The organism is Bdellovibrio sp. HCB288 (assembly GCF_047305935.1).
In the GTDB taxonomy this organism is placed as follows: domain Bacteria; phylum Bdellovibrionota; class Bdellovibrionia; order Bdellovibrionales; family Bdellovibrionaceae; genus Bdellovibrio.
In genome coordinates this window covers 2,640,545-2,661,024 of the sequence record NZ_CP178619.1, presented here as the reverse complement: position 1 = coordinate 2,661,024, position 20,480 = coordinate 2,640,545, and the positions used below count along the sequence as shown (strand labels likewise).

Sequence of the window (20,480 nt, the reverse complement as noted above, 5' to 3'; positions counted from 1 at the left end):
CTCATTCCTCAATCTCAACCAATTTAATTGTGAATTTATTCTTACATTTATCGCAGATGCCAAAGTTTCCATCTTTAAACATAACCAAAGAGTGAACACACGCCTCCCTCACAATCGGAGTCTCGCCGAAGATGAAGGCAGTATGGGTGTCACTTGGATAATTCATGGGACCCCATGTTGTCTGACTTTTCGGGGAATACACAACCTTACACCTCTCCTCGAGGGCGGCTTGGAGGTCTTCAACTAGAATTGCACGTTTTAAATCGCAGTCTGTGGATATGGCCTCATCAAAAGTAAGCATACTTGTATCAGTTGGTGTCCCACGACCTGTGCGGATTTGGATGTCTTTTTGTTTCAACCCGAGCAACTTGATGAAGTCTGGTTTATTAGTCATTTAACACCTCTGTGGCGAATTGGATTTTAAGCTCATTCAGAAGCTTCAAAGACTGCTTATCCAATGGGATTGATCTGTTCTGTCCAAGATCACCTTCATCATTCATAAAATCACACAGAGCTAAATATGCTTCTGCAAGATCATGTCGAAGCTTGGTAAGCTTCTGAACTTTGTCTTTTGTATCACTCACTTCCCACTTCCTGTAAAAGCGTCCCATTTTGCGAGGGCTTTCTTATTCTCCTGCATCTGAATAATTCCCATGCGTTGCCCACCGCGAGTTTCCCAGTCTTTCGTAAATCCAAAAATCACATCATTCGAATCTTTGATAGATTTAACCAACGCTTGAATCTCGGAAAGGTTGAGGGCTGCGCGAACTCCTTCTTCAAAGCTTAACTTCCCGCATTTACGCATTTCGTATTGAACCAGTGGGTCTTTGTGGTTGTATCTCGTGACTGACTTCTCAGCCATCTCACTCAACTTTGTGGGGAGGGTCATGATAACCACCCGAGGAAAATATAGCTGTTGAAAAAAATCAAATCTTGATGGCCTGTTTGCGTTCCTCTAGTCCAACAATGATCATAATAGTCCCAATACTCATCAGTGCCATCTGGATAGCTAATCGTAAGTTCTTGCATTGAATAGTTATGAACCCATAGCGCCGGACGTTTCTTAAGCTGTGCTAGTGTTGGTTTTTTCACAGTTCCCCCAGATATAAACAATCTTCCATACCAGTTAGAGCGCCTTTAAACGGTCGACTTCTAAATCTTTCATTCCAATAGTAGTAACGCTTACCGAGGAATTTGAGCTTTTTGCCTTTGACTGAAACGATGTCAGCGCCCTCGTATTCCAAAACCCTTAAGTTGTCCCACTTCGCGCTATAATAAACGCCAGCCTCACCGCTGAAGTATTTTGTTTTCTTCTTCATCTCAAAACCCCACAGGCGTAGTACTCGCCCAAAGTATCGTATAAAACCCCGCACAAGCCCCCAGAATGAATCCGAGGAATGCGAAGGTGAAGGCGTAAACTTTTGGCATGTAAGAACCGTCATTTGTCGTCATAAATAAACTCTTCTTGTTGAAGCTTAGAGGCATTAATCTTAACACCCATGAACGGCATTGATTGATTAATAGAGCAATGGATATTTATGCGCAGATCAGTCAGGCCAGATATTTCCATTTCTGTTTTAAGATCTTTCTTGATGTCCTTCAGAATATTCTGAATTGCCAACTTTACTCTATGACTCAGAATTACTTCCTTTTCCATACCCTCTCCTGTTAGTAAAATGGTGGGCTGAGCACCTCATTTTGAACCACTCGCTACCCATTGCGACTTCTTCCGTTGCCGCACTACCCGCATCCGAGCGCGACCACATGCCTTGTAATCAAAACTTTTCGCTCATCTGTCAGCCTTGTCCGTTCTTTCAGTGCCAGCCCATAACCTCAATAAACTCCCCCTGGTTCGCACCCAGAGAGAGTTTGTTCAGGTTACTCGTTAGTGCGTTCAGCAACGTGTTCTGTTTGGGAATCGCGTTGAATTTGGATATCGCGAAGAGCTTTCCCGCACATTGCAAAAGCAATCTCTAGATGAGTAAGAGCCAAAGATTGATAACGACCGGCGCCCAAACCTTGAATCTTAGTTTCAAGTTGTTCGCAAAGACCTTTGATTTCTTCACTCTTAGCCGTGGCTTGTTCATCGTATTTAACGTAAGAAAATGTTTTTGATTTCATTTCTTTCTCCTTTGTGTCCCTACCTTCTAAAACCGCATGCAAGGAAAATCATGCGATCTTCGAATTTTTCTTGGAATTGTGGATATCCTGCTGAAACGCTTTTTTTCTTGTGGATAAGTCTTCGGGTAAGTCATTGCGCTTCAGTTGTTCAATCTGTTTCCGCTGTGCATTGATGATGTCGCGCTGAACAGTGTTTGCGAACTTCAACCTTCTGATTTCAGATTCCAGGGATTCAGGGTTTTTCATGATTCACCCCTAGCCTTCTTAAGTGCTGCCTTTGCATCCATTACTGTTTTTACAGGAAGTTGAATGTGGTCATCCCAATCTTTAAGCATCTGTTCCAACGCCTCATAAAGATCTGGAGCGGCTGAAAGCAGATTTGCCAACTTTCTATCTGGATTGAGCCATGTCGAACACAGCGTCTCTTTTTCGTCGCGAATAGTGAGAAAAGCCAAACCCTCAAGACCGAAATTTTCTTCAACGATCCAGCCCTTCGTAAACTTCGGTTCCATTAAACACTCCTATTTGGGACAGTGATCCAATTCAAATTAATCGCATAGATTTTTTTCTTTTTAACTTTTTGTGGCATCATGCACCCGCCTTTTCATTGAGGGCTTTATTCAAAAGGTCTTGGGTAACTTCGATATTTTCGCAATTGTCGATGGGCCAGAAATGTGGCGCCCCATATTCTTCATTTGCCCACTCTGTGAACACTTTTGTTAAAGCGATGGACAACCTCTCTTTGGCTTCCTTGGAAACTCCATGAAGGTAGTCATCTGCGGAATCACCGCATCTCTCAAACGCATTCTCTTGGATTTGATCAATCACCATTGATGCGCTGACTCGCGGTTTGAATTCACCTTTAGTTCCAACATGAACCAAGTCGCCAACTTCACAGTCATTTTCGCGGATACAAGTTAGGATTGCTTCTTCTCTAGATTCGCAGCCATCCCCATTTAGAATTTCTTCATCGGTGCCATAGCACCATTCTTTCTCTTCCATACCCATCCTTTCAAATCAGCGGCTAAGCGCCTTCTTTTTTCCTAAGTTTTAAAAATGCTTCTGTTGGACTTTTGGCGCCGAGCTTCCGCATCGCTTCGGCAAAACCGTTTTCTGTCACCCTGGTTAAAGCCTCGTCGTTTTCCGCGATATGCCGCTTTGCCCGCTGAACGTCGTTTTCGTGATTGCGTTCCGATCGGATGGCTTCGGCGATGTTGATCCGAGGGTTGTATTCCAAGATCATTCGTTTGCAGAAAGCCGCCCACCAGGCGACACTCATGTCTTGCACTTCGTCGTAAATCAATGCGATGCGTGGTTTCGGGAATTGCTGTTGCCCGAAACATTCGATCAGCTTGTTCAGGTGGAGCACGTATTCTTCTTTGGTCACGATGCCCCCAACAAGTCGTTCAAATCATCCACGCTGATGGCGCTAGGATTAGATTTAAGGGTTTTCCGGTACTGTTCCCAACCTCGGTCAAACCAAGCGTTGAAAAAACGGCCCCAGCCCGATTTGGGCGATTTCTGTGGGTTGGCTAAAATCCAACTACGGGCTTTCTTAAGTTCCATATCTAAAAACTCTTTCGGATACGTTTCAGCCCATGACTTGATGAGGTCGGTTTTGATCTCGACCTTTTTGTTTGAAGAAATAGTGACCACTGCATTTGCAGGCTTCAGCGGAACGAGGTTACTCGCTTCCGCGGATATATATTCTTTATCTTCTTCTTGTTCTTTATCTTTATCTTCTTCTTTATCTAGGCGCGGTTGTTGCGCGGTAGTGGCGCGCGGTTTGCGCGCTCTTTTGGTATCTCGATCCAATATTTCCAATAGCTTAGGCATGTGGATATGAATTTCAGATCCAACGAATTCATAAGAAAGTAAATTTAAGGTTGAGGCATGGTCTAACCAAAGTTGAACCTTGGTTGAACTAAGCCTGAACCTTTCCCTAACCAACCTTTCATGAAAGTTGAACTTAAAGTCAGCTTCGGTGAACTCTTGGTCCGCCAATTTCTCCAATTTTCCGGCGCAAAGTTCGACCAGAATCCAATAGCAATTCGGACCAGCATGGCCCATTTCATCAAAAAGACTCATCATGGAACGACCCGTATGGGCATCCGTAAAATGCTTAAAAAATTTCACGTTGAGCCCCCAACTGACTTAAAACTTCCTTACGATTACGGATCATGGCTTCCAGGCGTTGCTTCTCCGCGGGGTCCGATGACTTCCGCAAATACTCAGCTCGAAGCTTCTGGAGCTCCTGTTGATACTTTTTAATTAACCCTGATGTTGATGACATTGCCCCTCCGAGGACGTGCTGATGCGGCCCCCGAAGTATTAAACTTAGGCGGCTAAATATGTGCTCGATTGTATTGAAATGAGATAATTGATAGACTTTATTTGAGTACGATTCGGACTGGAGAAATGGTCCGCGATTGCTAAATTTAGTCGGACCTGATTCGGACCCGATGTATGTCTTATTTTGTCTAACTTTGTCTGGTTTTGGCTTATATTCGATTTGAGGATTTAGGTCAGAACGACCCAAGATCAATGAAATACAATAGGAAAAACAAGCACTTATGATGCTTGAGTTTCGTATTTCAATTGTATGTTGAAAAGATTTGGCGTTCCCAAGGGGATTTGAACCCCTGTATCCTCCGTGAAAGGGAGGTGTCCTAGGCCCCTAGACGATGGGAACGTACTAGGAAAAATCAAAAGAACAAAAATGGTGGCTCGCGATGGATTCGAACCATCGACCCTTTCATTAAAAGTGAAATGCTCTACCAGCTGAGCTAGCGAACCACTTGTCCGTTTGAGGAAGTGCTAATTTGTTCTAAGAGGGGGTCAAAGTCAATACGAAATCTTGCAGATATTTAAATTTTTTTAGAAGTTTTTTGAGGTGCGGCAAAGGTTTGCATAAGATCTCAGCAAACCCGCACGGAATATAGCTAACCTCGCAATAACACAGCCAAAAAAGATGAATTTTTAGGCAAACTTTTCAAGCTTCTTGGTTGTTTACAAACTCATTCAGCGCTTTCGCCAACTCATTTGGTTTTTCCAGCGGAACGTAGTGCCCACAATTTTCCAAAATCAATATTTTCGAGCGCGGCACGCCCTCGTGCAAGGCCTGCAAAGCCGGCAATCGCACAACTTGATCGTCCTTGCCAGCCACAATCAGCACTGGAAAGGACAGTTGGGCCACCTTGCCTGACAGATTCTGACGGTGCAAAGTCGCGCGCATCTGAGTGATGTACATTTCTGACGTATAGGACCGACTCATTTCCACAATTGTCTGCACCACATGGGGATTTTGCGCTGATGACGAATGAATAAAGCGCTGGGCTTCCTTTTCATTCATTCCTTTATATTGAACATTGGCCAGCATACCAGCAAGTTTCAACCGCGACGCCTGCTCACGCTCGCTCAAGGCCCCTACGTTCACAGCCACCAAGGTCAACGAAACCACACGTTCTGGAAACTGAGTCGCAAACAACTGAGCGATATAACCGCCCATAGAAAAACCCACGATATGAAATCTGGAAGTGTCCATTTTTTCAAGCTGCCCGACCATATCCTGCAGGGACTTACAGTGCTTAAAGTCAATAAGGCGAACCTCGCCCTGAAGAAGCAAACCCTTTTGCACCTCGCCCCACAACCTTGGATCACAAAGGAACCCAGGCAACATCACCACGGGAAAGTTTTGACTATTATTCACTGCGGCCTCCCCTCACGCATTTTAGCCAGAAACACTTTGACTGTACACTTTCAAAAGAGCAAAAAATCACTCATGCGCACTCTGGGCTTATCATCGATTTTACTGTCGTTCTTTTTGCTTTCACAAGCCGGGGCAGTCACGCGCATTGCTTTCCTTGAAACGGTCAACTCCCGTGGCGAACGTGTGGAGTACGAACCGGGTGCAAGATTTTCTCACACAGCAATTCAGTTCGATGAAATTGGCGATCAATGGTTGAATGCTTATCCCGGTGAAGGCGTCGCCATCATTTCCGAAGAGCGCCTGAAACAACACGGCATGATCACAGTGATCATTGAGATTCCACAGGAGATTTCTCTTGCCCAGGCAGATGCTTACCTGGGCTTGCCATTTGATTTTTGGTATTCATGGGATGGTGATGCCATCTACTGCACGGAGCTGATTGGAAAAATATTGAATGTTCCAACTCATCCGATGATCTTCAACAGGAAGGTCTGGCCAAAGAACTATTGGGACCTGGATGGGACACCGGGGCTTTCCCCCGACAGTCTGTACCGCTGGGCTTTGCAGCAGCAAGCACGCCCTTAGGCTTTTTCGCGTTTTTCCTTTTGTTTTACGATATCTTTCAGCATTTGAGTCATTTGCTCGTGGGACACTTTGAATTCCTCGTGGATCTCATCCAGCGCTTCGTCTGACATGTCCTCAAGGTCGACCATTTCATTACGGGCCCCTTGGGTCGCACGAATCAACTCATCCAATTTCAAGTGAATGGCACGGGCGTCGCGATTTTGCGTATTCTGAATCAGAAACACCATTAAAAATGTGATGATTGTTGTTGAGGTGTTGATGACAAGCTGCCAAGTATCTGAAAAGCCAAACAAGGGACCACACACAGCCCAGACAACAATGCCTAGAATTGCAAGTGCAAATGCGCTTGGAGTGCCCACCCAGTGAGAAATTTTATTAGCTATTCTTCTAAACAAATCATTCATGAAGAAAAGGCTGCCATTGACCATAGATAGTGTCAATCGAAGTTACTTTTAATAACCTCTGAAGAAAATCGGCACATTTTCCAATAGCGCCACCGCACTAGAGCATCCCATATCAAGAGCTCCATAACTTGCACCCACATAGTATGTTCCCGGCTGTCCGTAACGAAGAGCCGTAAAAGTATAAACACGAGTCGAACCAAAGCCTGTTAAACCACCGGCATATACGGGAACCTGAGGCGCCTCTGACAAACAAGTGGCATCGGTGTAGACTTTCACAGTGGGTGTGTTGTTGAAGCCCACTTGATTTCCGTACTGGTCCGTTCCCTGCACCACGGCTTGCGCATTTCTTAAATTGACTCCCGCAACCCCGGTGTTCGCGGGCTGTACTTGAAATGCCAATTTTGCGATTGGCCCCGCGGATATATTCACTGTGAAGTAATCAGACGCCATCCCTGTGGCCTTGGCACAGATGCGCAAATTTGTGATAACCGTATCGTAACTAAGTCCGCCGACCGTCAAAGCACCCGCGGTTGGCGAGAAGGTCCCTTCCCCGGTTAAATTACCGGAAGCTGCCGTTGTACAACTGGTATTTGTAAAGTCGCCAATCGTGATGGAACCAGCGAAAGTTGGCGTCGGATTGCCATAGGCATCCTGGGCTTCGACAACCGCATCCGGAGTAAACGTCACGCCGGCCTGAATGGTGCCTGTCGCGTTGGTCGTGAAAGCCAGTCTATTTGGAACGTTCGGTGACACGACGATAGCACTTGAACATCCCGTGATCGTATTGCCTTCCAAAACTTGTGAGCCAAGCAGATAGATCGTCCCGACTTTGGTAAAATCCAAACCAGTAAATGTCGTTACACCATCCGTGTTGGATCCACTTCCCGTCAGCGATCCACCCGTAAATGGAGTCGTGCAGGTCGCATCAGCATAAGCACTTACCCCTGAAAGATTTGCGAAAATATCCGTAATCCCATTAGCATCCTGGGCTGTGATGACCGGTTGAGTTGTGAAATTCACACCCGCCGTGGCTGTAGCTGAAGGCTGAGTTGTGAAAACCAACTGAGTGGCCACTTCCCCACCCACCAAAACCACCTGCGAGCAGGCACTGGTTAATCCAGATGAAGCGGCACGAATATATATGACGCCATTTGAAGAATAACTGACATCCTCAAATAAAATGGCACCATTCACGGCATTCATAGTTTGCGATAAAGAGCCTCCGGCCGCCGTTGAACAGGTGGCATCAGTGTAAGCAGTCAGCGTTACGGGCCCTGTAAAACTTGAAACGATATTGTTGCTTGCATCCTGAGAAACCAGAATTGGCTGCGCAGGCAGCACTGCATTTTTACGAACTTTCGAAGAAGGCTGACCAATAAACACAAGCTTCGTTCCCGTCACCCCTGATGTTGTGAACAAGACCACACCATCTGTGGATTTCGTAGCACCCGTGTTTCCGGTCGCTCCCCGAGTCGCTGTGGCATTGGCTGTCGTGTAGGTATTTGCTGTGCTATAGAAAACATAGACGTAACCGCCACCGCCGCCTCCGGCATTGGCACCAGCACCCACCGCACCGTTTGCGGTGATGGCACCACTTCCAGTGATCGTACCGACTGTCAGCCAAAGGCTTCCTCCGGCACCACCACCACCACGAGTCAAAGTGCCCGCCATACCATTCACTGCCAATGTTCCATTCACGGTGAATGTTCCTGGCACGATGAAGGTGATCGCTCCGCCACCGGCCCCACCAATACCACTGGAACCATTACTGCCGGCAAAACCCCAAGTGGAAGCCTGCAATACATTTCCGTAAGAAGATCCACCCGTCGCCAGCGGAGCCACCAGGGAATCAGCACCACGCCCCCCATTACCACCACCGGCACCATAATTTGAAGCATTCACAGGAGCACCCGAACCCGCAGTCCCAACCACATGCCCCTTGCCTGTGGCATTGATCGAAGAAGAAGCTGCAATAGTGATTGATCCTGCAGAAACCGTATAACCCGTATTCATGATGGTGTTTCCACCCATCACAATTGTTCCTGAAGAAGTAACGTCAATATTTCCGGTCACCAACAAGTGACCATTCTGATTTAGTAGTGAACCGGAACCCGTGACGGTCACAGTGCCTGGATAGATATCCCCGTCAATGGTCATCTTACAGCCATTTGAAACCAAAAGATTTCCGCCGTACATTCCAATTTCGGCACTGTTAATCGCAATCGTCCCCGGAGTGACACACTCGACACCACCAGCACTGCCGGCAAACAATACAGTCCCCACCGTCGCAACAGGAGTTCCCCCGGTTCCGGCTAAGGCCGTTGCGGATCCGGTGTAGTTATTCGTGGTGTATCTGACGTAAATACGTCCCCCACCACCACCACCGGCATAACTTCCGCCACTGTTTGCACCATTAGCGGTTAAACTTCCGGCACCATTAATTGTGCCAACGACAAGCCACAGCGATCCACCCGCCCCCGCCCCATCATTGGTTGTGGAGCCAGCGGAACCGTTGGCTGAAATATTACCATTCACTTGCAGTGTACCACTCACAGTCAGCTTAAGGGCACCACCGCCCCAGCCACCATATCCAGATAGATATCTTGAGCCACCCGATCCCATTTCAGATGGATTCACTGCAGTGTCATAAGAAATACCATTTGAACCTGCGGCACGACCTCCGGTTCCCCCGTGACCACCGCCACCCTGAGAAACTGCGGCACTTGGTCCAAGACCATCGCGATAACCGATTGCATCCAATGATAAAGTCGCACCACTGGAAATAGTGACATTGTTAAAGCTGTATTCACCGGAATCCAAAGTGGATGAAACCGGAATAAACAAATCGTTGGTGCTGCCATTCACGACAAGAATCGTTCCCAGTCCGCCACCAGAAAGAAATCCCGTACCGCCAGCTGCACTTAATGAACCTGAATATGTATTCGCTGAAGCAAAATTCAAATAAACCCGGCCGCCACCACCGCCGCCACCTGAAGTGGTTCCGGCGGAATTTCCTCCGGCTGCGGTGATCGTACCTGCACCGGAAAAACTTCCGGCAAACAAAGATATACTGCCACCCGATCCACCGCCATCATTACCTGTGGTTCCGTTGGTGCCTTTGGCAGTAATGGTACCGTTAATAACGAAGGCACCCGTGGATATCACCCGAATAGCGCCGCCACCGGCACCCGCTGTGCTACCAAGATAGTTTCCTCCCCCGGATCCGACGGTGACAGGATCCACGGCCCGACCATAGGTGGTGCCCGCCGCAGTCATATCACTATTGCGACCTCCAAAACCACCATGCCCTGCACCTGATTTCGAAGCACTATAACCAGGTCCATTATTGAAAGCATATCCCGCGCCATCCGCGATGAACTTACTGGTTGCATCCAAAGTTATGTTTGCAGCTGAAAGGTTGTAGCCGGTATATAAAACAGTTTCTGTTGTGAAGTTCACAACACCATAGTTCGTGACATTCAAATCACCAGTGGCTGTGACATTGCCTTTTAAAATCAAAGTTGAAGGCACTGAAGAACTGACTCCGGTAACTGTCACATTAGCCGGACTGTAATCACCAGTGATCGTCAGCGTACAACCGTTGGTGACAGAGACATCACCTGCAGGTGTCGGCATTTCACTGGCATCAATTGGAACGCTCATCGCCGAGTTACAGGCCAATGCACCACTTGTACTGACAAACAACAGCGTCCCCACCTGTGCCGCCGGAGTACCCTGAGTACCACCGTTAACGGCTGCAGAACCAGAAAAGCTGTTTGTTCCATACTTAATATAAATACGACCGCCGCCGCCGCCGCCACCACTGCCATTTCCATTGCCGCCATTTGCTGCAATAGTGCCATTTCCAGCCAAGGCGTTTGCAATGATCCAAAGACTGCCCCCTGAACCGCCACCATCACCCGAAGACCAAGCAGGTAAACCATTCGAAGACAAAGTTCCATTCACAGTCAAGGTACCAGTCAACGTGAGCTTCAGCGCTCCTCCACCAAAGCCGCCCATTCCTGAAAAATAAGTAGCCCCCGCCGATCCCAAACTGACCGGATCCACCACGGTTCCGTATATGTTACCGCCCGTGGCTCCCCCACCTTTACCACCATAGCTTCCGCCGCCACTAGAAGTTCCAGCACCCGATCCGCCAGTTTTATTTCCCATTCCATCAAGTATTAAGCTTGCGCCCGAATTGATCGTCACATTGTTAAAGCTGTAGTCACCTGAAGTAAAACTGGAATTCGTCAGAACATAAAGATTGTTGGCTCCCGAATCGATCAACACAGCGGAGCCCACACTACCATTGCGAGTCGAAGTGCCTCCAGCAACGTTCATGGTTCCGGAAAAAGTACTCGACGTGGAATAAGAGACACTGATACGTCCTCCGCCACCAGCTCCGGCACTGGGCGTGTTTGCACCCAATGCTGACAGAGCACCTGCCCCAGCCAGTACAGAAGAACGCAAATATATACTACCACCCGAACCGCCACCTGCGCCCGACATCCCGGTGGTGCCATTGGCCGAGACGTTCCCGTCGATTTGTAAAGTACCTGTTGCCGTCAAATTGACAGCACCACCACCAACACCACCAATATTACTGAAGTAACTGCCACCACCTGATCCCAAGGTGACCGGAGCCAATACATCCCCATAAGGAGTGGCGGGTACAGCCCCGGTGGTTCGCCCCCCATATCCGCCATGCGTGCCACCATTCTGGCTGGCACCAACACCAGTTCCAGCGTCCTGAGCACTGCCCATACCATTCACATTTAAGGTGACACCGGATTGGATCGTAATATTGCGATAAGTAAAACCAGTCGCAGGAACACTGCAGTTTGTGGGAAGGAAAAGATCGTTGTTTGTTGAATCAACAAGGAAAAATGAACCTGGCGTACCTGCGGTTCCTGTACCAACAAGCGTTCCGCCAGCGGCGCTATAGGTTCCCGAGAATGAATTCGCAGTCGCATAGGCGATATAAGCTCTGCCGCCACCGCCGCCGCCACTGCCATTACCACCAGCAACACTTATTGTGCCTGCACCTGTCAACGTACCGACGATTGCATTGATGCTTCCGCCAGAACCACCGCCGGCATTTGCCTGCCCGGCACTTCCAGTAGAAGACAACGACCCGCTGACAGTCAGTGTACCACTGACATTCAAGGTCATCGCACCTCCGCCAGTGCCACCGATATTCGAGAAATAGTTGGCCCCACCAGATCCTAAATCAACCGGATTTGTGGCACTGCCATATCCAACTTTAGGAGAGTTTACTGGAGTACCCCAACCACCAAGCCCCCCATAAGTACCACCGGAGTTACCGTAACCAGTTCCTGCACCTGGGGCATACCCCGTTGCGTTTGCATTCAAAGATCCCGTGATAGTGACAGTCGTTGCATTGATGGTGATCACACCGGTATTGCCGCCGACAATGCTGTCTGCGATCAGGGTGCCGTTCACAGCCAATGCATCAAAATTATACGTCCCGGCCTGAAGCGTGACGTTTGCGCCAGACGCAACGGTGACTGTGCCAGTGTATGTGCCTGGTGATTTACTGATCGTGCCCGACCAGGTCTCATCTGCTTTTGCAATGGCAGATGTAATTAGAATGATTGTTAACAACAACACCTTCACGTTCAAAAACTCCCTCACAGTTTTATCGGTGTTAGGCGGCTGCTAAATTAGCAAATCATGCGATACAAATTGAGCTACTTGCTTACAGCAGTAAACCGTACGCCCATAAACAAACACCCGCTACTTGGCGGGTGTTACCTTGTTTCATTTTCAAATTTGTAATGGTAATTTTATTTTAAAAATCAGGAACTTAGTGAACCAAGCCACTGTCTTCGGGTGCTGATCCTGATGCCAATTTGTCTGCGGCATTCTTCTTCAGCACTTCCAGCATTTCCTCCGAATAAAATTTCCCATCGCGAATGACGGCGTTAATCTTTTTCATATTTCTGACATCATCGGTAGGATCTGCATCCAGCAAAACCAGGTTTGCATTCTTGCCGACTTCCACAGTTCCCATCGTCGAACGTTTACCCAAAAACTCGGCACCGTTCAATGTGGTCATTTGCAAAACTTTTAGAGGAGAAACTCCCGCTTTTGCCAACTGTTCAAATTCTTCATGTAAAGACGCGCCTGGCACAACCCACACTCCGCCCAGGTCTGTCCCGGTCAGCATTTTCACACCCTGCTTATCAAACAGCTTTACCAGCTTCATGTCCATTGCAGACAACTGCCGCAAAGTTTCGCGTGCGACCGGTTTAACTGTTTTCGAAAACTTTGCTGAAACTTCATTCCAATAAGCACGTTGATCACGGGATACAAACTTCAAATCAACATTATTCGCGTACTGAGATTTATCGGCCAACATCATCGCCTGATTGCGTGCCAATGTCGGAACCTGCCAGGATTTCTGCAACACCAATGTTTCAGTCAATTTTTTACATTTGGATTCACTGTAGGTGTCAATGATGGTGCGAGTTTTCAAAAAGGCATTTTGATTCGCCATCAGGCGAACCAATAACGGATTTGCTTCTGCCATTTTAATCGAATCTGCTGTGGCAGAGTTTTTAGTTTCACCAAGTAAAGATTTACGAACGCTGTCCTCGTTAGTGGAGCAGCTGATCAAAATGGTATCCACAGGCCCCAGGCTTTCCATGGAAAGCATCCCTTGTTTCGCAGCCTCTTCGGCATCAACACCCATTGGAATATTTCCAGCGAAATAATCACCAACTTTTTTTGATTCCGTCAATGCAGCAAAAAACACGGGCGGAGCAACATCACCCACACTGACAAAATCAGCACCGGCTTTGCGGTCTCTTTCAACCAAGGCCACCGCTGCTTCTGCAGTTGGTGCATTGGCGCGATTCAACATCTCCCCTGCCAGCCCCAATAGCTCGGGGGAATCGTCAGGCATACGAAGCTTGTTTTCCTTGCGATCCTTCAACTGCTCTTCAGTGCCGGACATTTGTCGATATCCAGTGATACCATATGCCAGCATCACCGCAGAAACTTCCTTGGCAAACGGGCGACCAAGAACATGAGCATGCATATCAAGATATCCTGGAACAACGTACTTGCCGGTCGCATCGATAACTCGCTTGCTACCCTGCTCACCCACCGCATCCGCTGGGATAATTTTTGAAATCTTTCCGCCATCAATCATCAAAGCCATATTGGCCTGAAGCTGACCATTCACGGTGTTAACGATAGTCACACCTTTAACAATGATGCTTTCCTGGATTTTTTTACCTGTGGAAGTTGAAGTGGATTGAGAAGCAGTTCCGCCTCCCGCACATCCGACAAGCGTCGCAGTCAAAACAGAGCCTAGTAGAATCGTTTTCGTCATTTGTTTTTTCATAACAAAAACGATAGCTCTAAAATCAGTGTTTGATAAGAATTTTTGCAACTCCTAAGACGCCATCCACCATAATTTGAATTCCCACGCAAAACGTCAAAAATCCACTTAGTTTATTAAACACCGACAGTGCCTGGGAGTTCAATTTATCAAGGATTGTTGGAGTCAGTGAGTAGCAAAGAAAGATAACCAGGGCCATTATCGCACAGGCCACCGCCGTCGCCAGCAAATTGAACAGATAAATACCAGGATTGGAATGGTAACTGTTTGCACTCAGGGCCATCAAGACGGCGATCGTGCCGCCACCGGTCGTGGTCGGAAATGCCAATGGATAGAACAACATCGACTTAAGTGACTTCTCGCGGGATGAAACTTTTTGATCAACCACTTTTTCCTGATCTTCTGATGGATCAACCGCCGTTAAAATGGAAAAACCCATTCTGGCGATCAGGATTCCCCCGGCAATCTGCACGACGGGAATGGAAATTCCGAAAATTTTGAAGAAAAAACCACCGACCATCGTCACGACCAGACAGATACTCAAGCAATAAAGAGCAATAGCCCCAGCCGCCTGAATTCTTTTTGCGTGTGTTTGTCCCTTCAAAAATGGTCCGACAATCAGCGCCGTACCGAACGGATTCACTGGCGGGAACAATGAAACGAAGCAGACGAAAACGTAATGATAAAATGAAGATAGCGAAATGGATTCCATGAAGAAAAACTACCCGAGATATACGCCTTAGGCAAGTTTATCACTACTTTGAAATAAACTCGACTTAACCGAACTCTACTGACTTAAAACAATGTTTTCGGATTTAATCTTTCAAGCAAGGTGTCCTAAGATTAACAAAGAAACAGGAGGTCGTTGTCATGATGCCTGATTTTAAAAACCAACAAGGAAAAATAGGCTGGATCCTTTTGTGGCTTATTGGCGTGCCCATTCCAATACTTTTAATTTTTTACCTGATCCGCGGCTGCACTTAGTCCACGATTTAGTTTCCAACCATTGAAGAAGAGGGCCCCATTGGCGCAAGCTCCAGGATTTTTTCCTTTAACAACGGAAGATTCAACGGTTTGGGCATATGGGCCTGAAATCCCACTTCCATGGCTTTATCAACATCTTCCTTGGCCACATAAGCCGTCAAGGCTATGGCGCTGGTATTGGCACGCCCATGATGCTCTTCCCAGTCTCTGAGCTTCTTCATTAGCGAAAATCCATCCAAAACCGGCATCCCAATATCACAAATGATAACGTCGTATTGATCCTTCATGGCCAGCTCCAAACCTTGTCGCGGATCACTAGTCCCCTCAACCTCGGCCCCGGATTTTCGCAGCAAATGCTGCAACAAACTTAACGAATCCTCTGAGTCATCAATGGCCAACAAATGCATGCCTTGCAAATTTCTGTTTGAAACAGCTGCTGCCGGCTCCTCCTTCTTTTCAACCGGAGCATCCTCGACGGCACGCAACTGTTGTATAGGCACGTGAATCGTGAATTTACTGCCTCTATTTTTACCGGCACTTTGAACGTCCACAGTGCCGCCGTGGAGTTCAACAATATGCCGAACAATTCCCAGCCCCAGCCCTAATCCCATATGCTCCCGGGTGATGGCGGAATCCTCCTGCCAGAAGCGGTTGAAAACATCTTTTTGATTCTCCATACTGATGCCGACGCCATTGTCCTCGATAATGAATTCAAATTGATCACCCACTTTGTTGGCGGAAATTCTTACTGCCCCCCCGACATCAGTGAACTTGACTGCATTGGAAAGCAAATTCCAAACAACCTGTTGCATCCGATCACGGTCTCCCCACATCCGTCCCAAATTTGGCGAAATATTCATTTCGAGCATCAGTTTTTTTGCCGCGGTGGCAAGACTTAAAGATTCCACACAGGATTCAATCATGTCGTCCAAAGCAAAGAAACTTAGATCCAATTTCATTTTACCGGTGATAATCCGGGACATATCCAGGATCTCCCCAATCAAACGCGTTTCGATTTTCAAATTGGCATCAATGATCTGCAAGGCATTTTGATAATCTGGAGAATTGAAGTCAGATTCCTTCAAAATCTCCATGTATCCAGTGATAATATTCAATGGAGTGCGCAGTTCATGAGACAAAGTCGCCAGGAACTCATCTTTCTTCTGATGAGCCTGCTTCAGACTTTCAATTTTTTGCTGAACAGTTCTTTCCAAATAAGCGTGTGTCGCCACCGACGATATGATATTAGCGATCGCCTTCATGAACTCGATTTCGTCATACTTGAAATTGCGATCACGATGATCATAGATCATCATGACAAGGGGTGGAACATCCACATCCTTGCTGACTATCACGATATTCACACCCGATTTCATCCCCGAATTTCGCATCTGTTGTTTTTCAGCCCCCATCCCCAGGAACTCCAGATCACCAAACAAAAATGGTACACCATTGCGAACCCGCTCAGCGAGGGATTTGAAGGCGTTTTCCACCGGTTCCACAAATTGAACAAAGTCCACAAGCAAAGCATTTAGCAATATATCCCTGCAGCGCAATTTCACTTTTTCCAGATTCACTTCGTTAAGGGCGAATTGACTTAGCTCTGAAAGAAGGGCCGTCTGATGCAGTTGTTGTCTGATTTTTATTTCTGATTCTTTACTTTCAATAGACCGCAACAACGTACGAGCCAGAACTTCCGGTGACAGCTGGGACTTGTTCAAAAAGTCAGACGCCCCCTCCTGCACGGCCTTGATCGTACTTTCCCGGTCATCCAAGGTCGAAAGCACGATGATCGGTATATCACTGGCCACTTTACCAAGCCGAGGCAGGGTTTCATCGGACGAACTGTCCAACAGGTGCAAATCCAAAAGAATGGCGTTGAACTTCTCCTCACTCAGGCGCTGAATGGCCTTTGCAAGAAATGCCTCCCGGGTCACCGATATCTCAAAGGACTTTATATCACGCAGGTACCCACGAACAAGTTCCGCGTGTTCATCACTGCTTTCGATCAGTAGAATATTGATCTTTTTTAGTTCTGTTTCCACGGCTGATTCCACCTTTTTTTAAAAATGACTGAATCTACTGGAAATCCCTAATTTCGCGAGTGACCGGCTCTTCCATTTTTCGCCGCATGGTCTCTGCCATAATTAATTGTGACACACGTAAATGCAGAAGTTGCGCATCAAATGGCTTTTCAATTATTTCGACACTTCCCAAACGAGCCGCCTCGGTCTGAAGTTCCAGAGAGGGGTTGCCAGTTTGCACGATTGCGACTGTATTCACATTTTTTTGACGAGCATGTGCAACCAAAGCAATACCAAAGCCGCCTTCAATATTTTGATCTGTGACAATAACGTCAGGTTTAAGATCCGTCAGGATGACGACGGCCTTATCGAAGTTCGTTGTAAATTCAACGGTTTGAAAAAGATCTTTCAATGAATCGGCAATCATTTCTCCAAGGTCTTGATCATCCTCGACCACCAGAAGATTCATTTTCTGAAGCATATGTTGCATCCTTGTAGAGGTATACCAATAAGACTGATCGTAAGACATAAACTTTGCAACCGGAGTACAAATGGATTTTAACAAAATGTTATTTGCCGAGAAAAGTAAGTTGAATGAACATGTATTGATACATTGGATCCGCTCTTCGAAAACACCTCTCTCTTTCGCACCAGCCATGAGTTTTTTCGTTCTCGGCTTCAAAGATTTACTTCTGAATTTGGAGTATCCCCAAGCAACGACCACTCTCGAGAAAGCTGTCAACCATCACTGCAAAGAAGACCTCGAACACTGGCAACTTTTTTTGGATGATCTTGAAACCATGAACGTAGGGCAAAGTGCCTGGGGTACCAAGACCACCACGGCACTTCGTCAGATTTGGTCCAATGATAACTGGCGGGTTCGCCAGGCCACCTACAAAATGATGTCACTGACATTTCAACAGAACAGCCCGGGGGTCCGCCTGCTGATGATTGAATGTCTGGAGCTGGCTTTTGCCGTATTTATCGAAGCTGTCCGCGCCTCCGATTCACACTCACCTGAGGCATTAAAATATTTTGGGGATCACCATTTCTTTGAGGAAGCCAGTCACCAACAAGGAAGCTGGATTGACGAAACACATCAGCTGGATCTAAATGAACTGCAACTGACGGATGAGGAATCAAAAAATGCAGCCATGATTCTTTTGGAAGTCTTTGAATGGTTCCACTTGATGTTCACTTCCTGGTACAAGCAACGGGCGATCTTTACATCCCCTTCTCAGGTGCCTTTGAAAGAATTGGCTGAGTTGTCACCAAAGGCAATTTGACCCGCATACACACCCCGACTTCACGTTCGAAATCCGGGTCTTTGTACTGCGTTTTGAATTCTATACGTCCGTGCATCATGTCCACGTAGGCTTTAACAAGGGGCAGACCAAAACCTGTCCCCTTTTCATTATGAAGTCCCTTCCGCGTGGTCACTCCAGTAAACGAAAATAATTTGCCCGCTATATTTTCAGGAATTCCAATTCCAAAATCTACCACGTCAATACTCAGGAAGTGCGCATCCTCTGTCAGGCGAATCACAATCTCCTCCCCGCGAGGTGAAAACTTGATGGCATTACTGATCAGGTTTCCCATAACCTGGGCCTGCAACAGTTGTGCATCGATCATCACGGCCGCGCCGAAGTTTCTACGCCGGTCAATAAATCGAACTGTCAGGTTTTGAGCATGCAGTTGTTCCGCGTAATAGGAAACGGCCCCGTGCGCCGCCAAAAGAGGATCAGAAAATTCCATCTCAAGATTCTTCTTGCCCGTGGATACGGCCTGCAGTTCCCGGACTTTTTCAATCGTGCTCATGATATAATGCAATGACCTGCGCAATCTATCCAAAGAAACCGTTTGTGCAACACGCTCCATTTTTGAAATGGACATCATGGCTGTTGTGACCGGCGTCGCCAGATCATGAATCAGAATGGACAGGAGAGCCTTATTCCGATTATCCAGAGCCACCAGCTCTTTGGTTTGCTTGGTGACTTCATCCTGAAGCTTTCCACTGTATTCATGGGCCAATTGCCAAAGAAGAAAACTGGGAAAAAAGATGGAGAATGCAAAGGTCAGCAAAAATGCCATCGTATAACCAAAAACAGCCCCAACTTCACTATGGCGTAAAATCGGATAATCCAGGTAGTGTACCGCCAACAGAAATAGCAGCAGTGCGAGCACGCGAAACCCTTTGGTCTCATCGCGATGATTCTCGTGGCGGAATGAAACCCAGGCGGCCGCAAGCAAAGGCAACGCAATGGCGATGGCGCTAAATATCGAGGCCACCTGATAAGAGGATGTCAGTCTTAATACACCCAAGCCCACGACAACCAACACAATGGGAAGTGCGTAAATCCATCTGCTTCGTCCCTCATTCTTCAGCAGTGCCAGGGTGATTTCATAGTAGACCCAGCTGGCCAGTAAATAAAAGCTAAAGGCCAGCAGCATTTTATAATCGAACCCGACAAATTGGCTTTGCATGAAGAAATTGATCGCCGTTATAACCCAGCTTAAGGTGATATAGCCGAAAATTCGATTCCCGTGAATATACCACAGAGCTGTTGATGTCAGTACGTTGACCAGCATCGTTCCCGAGAATACCAGAACTGTGATGTACAGACTTTCGCTCATGAAACAAGTGTACGCTTCAGAACTATCGTCCCCAACAGAATTTAAGATTTAAAAACAAGACCTGTCAAAGACCATCCTGGGCAACCCCCGAACGAGAAACAGCTTTTAGTTGAGAAAGATTGCGAATCCAGACAACTTTGCTTTTGATATTCTCTCTGTTCAAAATTCGAATAAGCTCCGGTCGCATCAAACGATGAACTGTACCAATGGTTTTATAAAGCTTTTTCGTCTGCGCCCAGGAGATTTCGCTGCAGCCTTCAGGAAGCTCACGGCGGGGACTCCAAAGATTTTGTAACTGCCGCTTGCTGGCCCACCAATAATGCCGCCATAACGGCAAATCAATCATCACGATTCGATCCGCCAGCTGTAAGCGCTTTTCCAAAATATCCAAGGGACCATACCCGTCAATAATCCAGGCATTCTGATTCTGCACATCTGAAATAATGCTAATGGATTCTTTATGGGGCCTGATTTTCATACCAGCAAGAAACTGAATGGAATCAACATGTGTCAAAGGAAGTTTGTGGATCTGTGCCAGGCGTCTCGACAAGACCGTTTTTCCAGCTCCCGCATTCCCAATCACAGCGATTTTTTTTGGCGATTCATTCATACAATGATCTTTAACAAATATAACATCTCAAGGTCAA

The 20,480-nt window shown here is 47.0% G+C and carries 23 protein-coding genes and 2 tRNA genes; 2 read left to right on the top strand and 23 right to left on the bottom strand.

Annotated features, from left to right (window positions below):
• Window position 1: 1 nt before the first annotated feature.
• The 15 genes from ACLVWR_RS12990 to ACLVWR_RS12920 form a co-directional block, all read right to left on the bottom strand.
• Window positions 2-394 (bottom strand): hypothetical protein, encoded by a 393-nt coding sequence (locus ACLVWR_RS12990; RefSeq protein WP_413581076.1) that lies wholly within the window; start codon window positions 392-394, stop codon window positions 2-4.
• A complete protein-coding gene (locus tag ACLVWR_RS12985; protein WP_413581075.1) occupies window positions 387-584 on the bottom strand; it encodes a hypothetical protein in 198 nt (65 codons plus the stop codon). The genes ACLVWR_RS12990 and ACLVWR_RS12985 overlap by 8 nt, the downstream gene beginning before the upstream one ends.
• Window positions 581-862, bottom strand: coding sequence for a hypothetical protein (locus tag ACLVWR_RS12980; RefSeq protein ID WP_413581074.1), 282 nt, complete (start codon window positions 860-862; stop codon window positions 581-583). Before ACLVWR_RS12980 ends, ACLVWR_RS12985 begins: the two co-directional genes overlap by 4 nt.
• A gap of 226 nt (window positions 863-1,088) precedes the next feature.
• Entirely contained in the window at window positions 1,089-1,319 is a 231-nt protein-coding gene (locus ACLVWR_RS12975; protein ID WP_413581073.1) for a hypothetical protein, read from the bottom strand.
• Between the two features lie 119 nt (window positions 1,320-1,438).
• Window positions 1,439-1,657 carry a hypothetical protein gene (locus ACLVWR_RS12970; RefSeq protein WP_413581072.1) on the bottom strand — a complete coding sequence of 73 codons (219 nt, stop codon included), beginning with the start codon at window positions 1,655-1,657 and terminating at the stop codon, window positions 1,439-1,441.
• A gap of 221 nt (window positions 1,658-1,878) precedes the next feature.
• Complete coding sequence (locus ACLVWR_RS12965; RefSeq protein ID WP_413581071.1) at window positions 1,879-2,121, bottom strand: hypothetical protein; 243 nt, start codon at window positions 2,119-2,121, stop codon at window positions 1,879-1,881.
• A 48-nt stretch (window positions 2,122-2,169) separates the two neighbouring features.
• Entirely contained in the window at window positions 2,170-2,367 is a 198-nt protein-coding gene (locus ACLVWR_RS12960; RefSeq protein ID WP_413581070.1) for a hypothetical protein, read from the bottom strand.
• Entirely contained in the window at window positions 2,364-2,633 is a 270-nt protein-coding gene (locus ACLVWR_RS12955; protein WP_413581069.1) for a hypothetical protein, read from the bottom strand. The genes ACLVWR_RS12960 and ACLVWR_RS12955 overlap by 4 nt, the downstream gene beginning before the upstream one ends.
• 76 nt (window positions 2,634-2,709) lie before the next feature.
• Window positions 2,710-3,123, bottom strand: a complete 414-nt coding sequence (locus tag ACLVWR_RS12950) for a hypothetical protein (RefSeq protein ID WP_413581068.1) — start codon at window positions 3,121-3,123, stop codon at window positions 2,710-2,712.
• A 22-nt stretch (window positions 3,124-3,145) separates the two neighbouring features.
• Window positions 3,146-3,508: a hypothetical protein gene (locus ACLVWR_RS12945; RefSeq protein ID WP_413581067.1), complete on the bottom strand. Its 363-nt coding sequence runs from the start codon at window positions 3,506-3,508 to the stop codon at window positions 3,146-3,148.
• The gene (locus ACLVWR_RS12940) at window positions 3,505-4,257 is read right to left on the bottom strand and encodes a hypothetical protein (protein ID WP_413581066.1); all 753 of its coding nucleotides are present in this window, start codon (window positions 4,255-4,257) and stop codon (window positions 3,505-3,507) included. Before ACLVWR_RS12940 ends, ACLVWR_RS12945 begins: the two co-directional genes overlap by 4 nt.
• Window positions 4,244-4,414, bottom strand: a complete 171-nt coding sequence (locus ACLVWR_RS12935; protein WP_413581065.1) for a hypothetical protein — start codon at window positions 4,412-4,414, stop codon at window positions 4,244-4,246. The genes ACLVWR_RS12940 and ACLVWR_RS12935 overlap by 14 nt, the downstream gene beginning before the upstream one ends.
• A gap of 323 nt (window positions 4,415-4,737) precedes the next feature.
• Window positions 4,738-4,813 (bottom strand) — tRNA-Glu (locus ACLVWR_RS12930).
• A 28-nt stretch (window positions 4,814-4,841) separates the two neighbouring features.
• Window positions 4,842-4,917 (bottom strand) — tRNA-Lys (locus ACLVWR_RS12925).
• Between the two features lie 196 nt (window positions 4,918-5,113).
• Window positions 5,114-5,830, bottom strand: a complete 717-nt coding sequence (locus ACLVWR_RS12920; RefSeq protein ID WP_413581064.1) for an alpha/beta fold hydrolase — start codon at window positions 5,828-5,830, stop codon at window positions 5,114-5,116.
• 72 nt (window positions 5,831-5,902) lie between these two features.
• On the opposite strand from ACLVWR_RS12920, the gene ACLVWR_RS12915 reads away from it, so the two are divergent.
• Window positions 5,903-6,415 carry a hypothetical protein gene (locus ACLVWR_RS12915; RefSeq protein ID WP_413581063.1) on the top strand — a complete coding sequence of 171 codons (513 nt, stop codon included), beginning with the start codon at window positions 5,903-5,905 and terminating at the stop codon, window positions 6,413-6,415.
• Here ACLVWR_RS12915 and ACLVWR_RS12910 read toward each other — a convergent pair.
• The 6 genes from ACLVWR_RS12910 to ACLVWR_RS12885 all read right to left on the bottom strand — a co-directional run bounded on the left by ACLVWR_RS12910 (window position 6,412) and on the right by ACLVWR_RS12885 (window position 17,680).
• Window positions 6,412-6,855, bottom strand: coding sequence for a low affinity iron permease family protein (locus ACLVWR_RS12910; protein ID WP_413581062.1), 444 nt, complete (start codon window positions 6,853-6,855; stop codon window positions 6,412-6,414). The genes ACLVWR_RS12915 and ACLVWR_RS12910 overlap by 4 nt on opposite strands.
• Window positions 6,856-6,867: 12 nt before the next feature.
• Window positions 6,868-12,459 carry a beta strand repeat-containing protein gene (locus tag ACLVWR_RS12905; protein ID WP_413581061.1) on the bottom strand — a complete coding sequence of 1,864 codons (5,592 nt, stop codon included), beginning with the start codon at window positions 12,457-12,459 and terminating at the stop codon, window positions 6,868-6,870.
• A 190-nt stretch (window positions 12,460-12,649) separates the two neighbouring features.
• Complete coding sequence (locus ACLVWR_RS12900) at window positions 12,650-14,182, bottom strand: amidohydrolase family protein (RefSeq protein WP_413581060.1); 1,533 nt, start codon at window positions 14,180-14,182, stop codon at window positions 12,650-12,652.
• 34 nt (window positions 14,183-14,216) lie between these two features.
• Window positions 14,217-14,903, bottom strand: a complete 687-nt coding sequence (locus tag ACLVWR_RS12895) for a MarC family protein (RefSeq protein ID WP_413581059.1) — start codon at window positions 14,901-14,903, stop codon at window positions 14,217-14,219.
• Between the two features lie 280 nt (window positions 14,904-15,183).
• On the bottom strand, window positions 15,184-17,220 hold the full coding sequence (locus ACLVWR_RS12890) for a response regulator (RefSeq protein ID WP_413581058.1): 2,037 nt from the start codon (window positions 17,218-17,220) through the stop codon (window positions 15,184-15,186).
• Window positions 17,221-17,254: 34 nt separating this feature from the next.
• The gene (locus ACLVWR_RS12885) at window positions 17,255-17,680 is read right to left on the bottom strand and encodes a response regulator (protein ID WP_413581057.1); all 426 of its coding nucleotides are present in this window, start codon (window positions 17,678-17,680) and stop codon (window positions 17,255-17,257) included.
• Window positions 17,681-17,750: 70 nt separating this feature from the next.
• On the opposite strand from ACLVWR_RS12885, the gene ACLVWR_RS12880 reads away from it, so the two are divergent.
• A complete protein-coding gene (locus ACLVWR_RS12880; protein ID WP_413581056.1) occupies window positions 17,751-18,485 on the top strand; it encodes a hypothetical protein in 735 nt (244 codons plus the stop codon).
• On the opposite strand, the gene ACLVWR_RS12875 is transcribed toward ACLVWR_RS12880, so the two are convergent.
• Both ACLVWR_RS12875 and ACLVWR_RS12870 read right to left on the bottom strand, forming a co-directional pair.
• A complete protein-coding gene (locus ACLVWR_RS12875; RefSeq protein ID WP_413581055.1) occupies window positions 18,424-19,833 on the bottom strand; it encodes a sensor histidine kinase in 1,410 nt (469 codons plus the stop codon). The genes ACLVWR_RS12880 and ACLVWR_RS12875 overlap by 62 nt on opposite strands.
• A gap of 64 nt (window positions 19,834-19,897) precedes the next feature.
• A complete protein-coding gene (locus ACLVWR_RS12870; RefSeq protein ID WP_413581054.1) occupies window positions 19,898-20,443 on the bottom strand; it encodes an adenylate kinase in 546 nt (181 codons plus the stop codon).
• Window positions 20,444-20,480 lie beyond the last annotated feature (37 nt).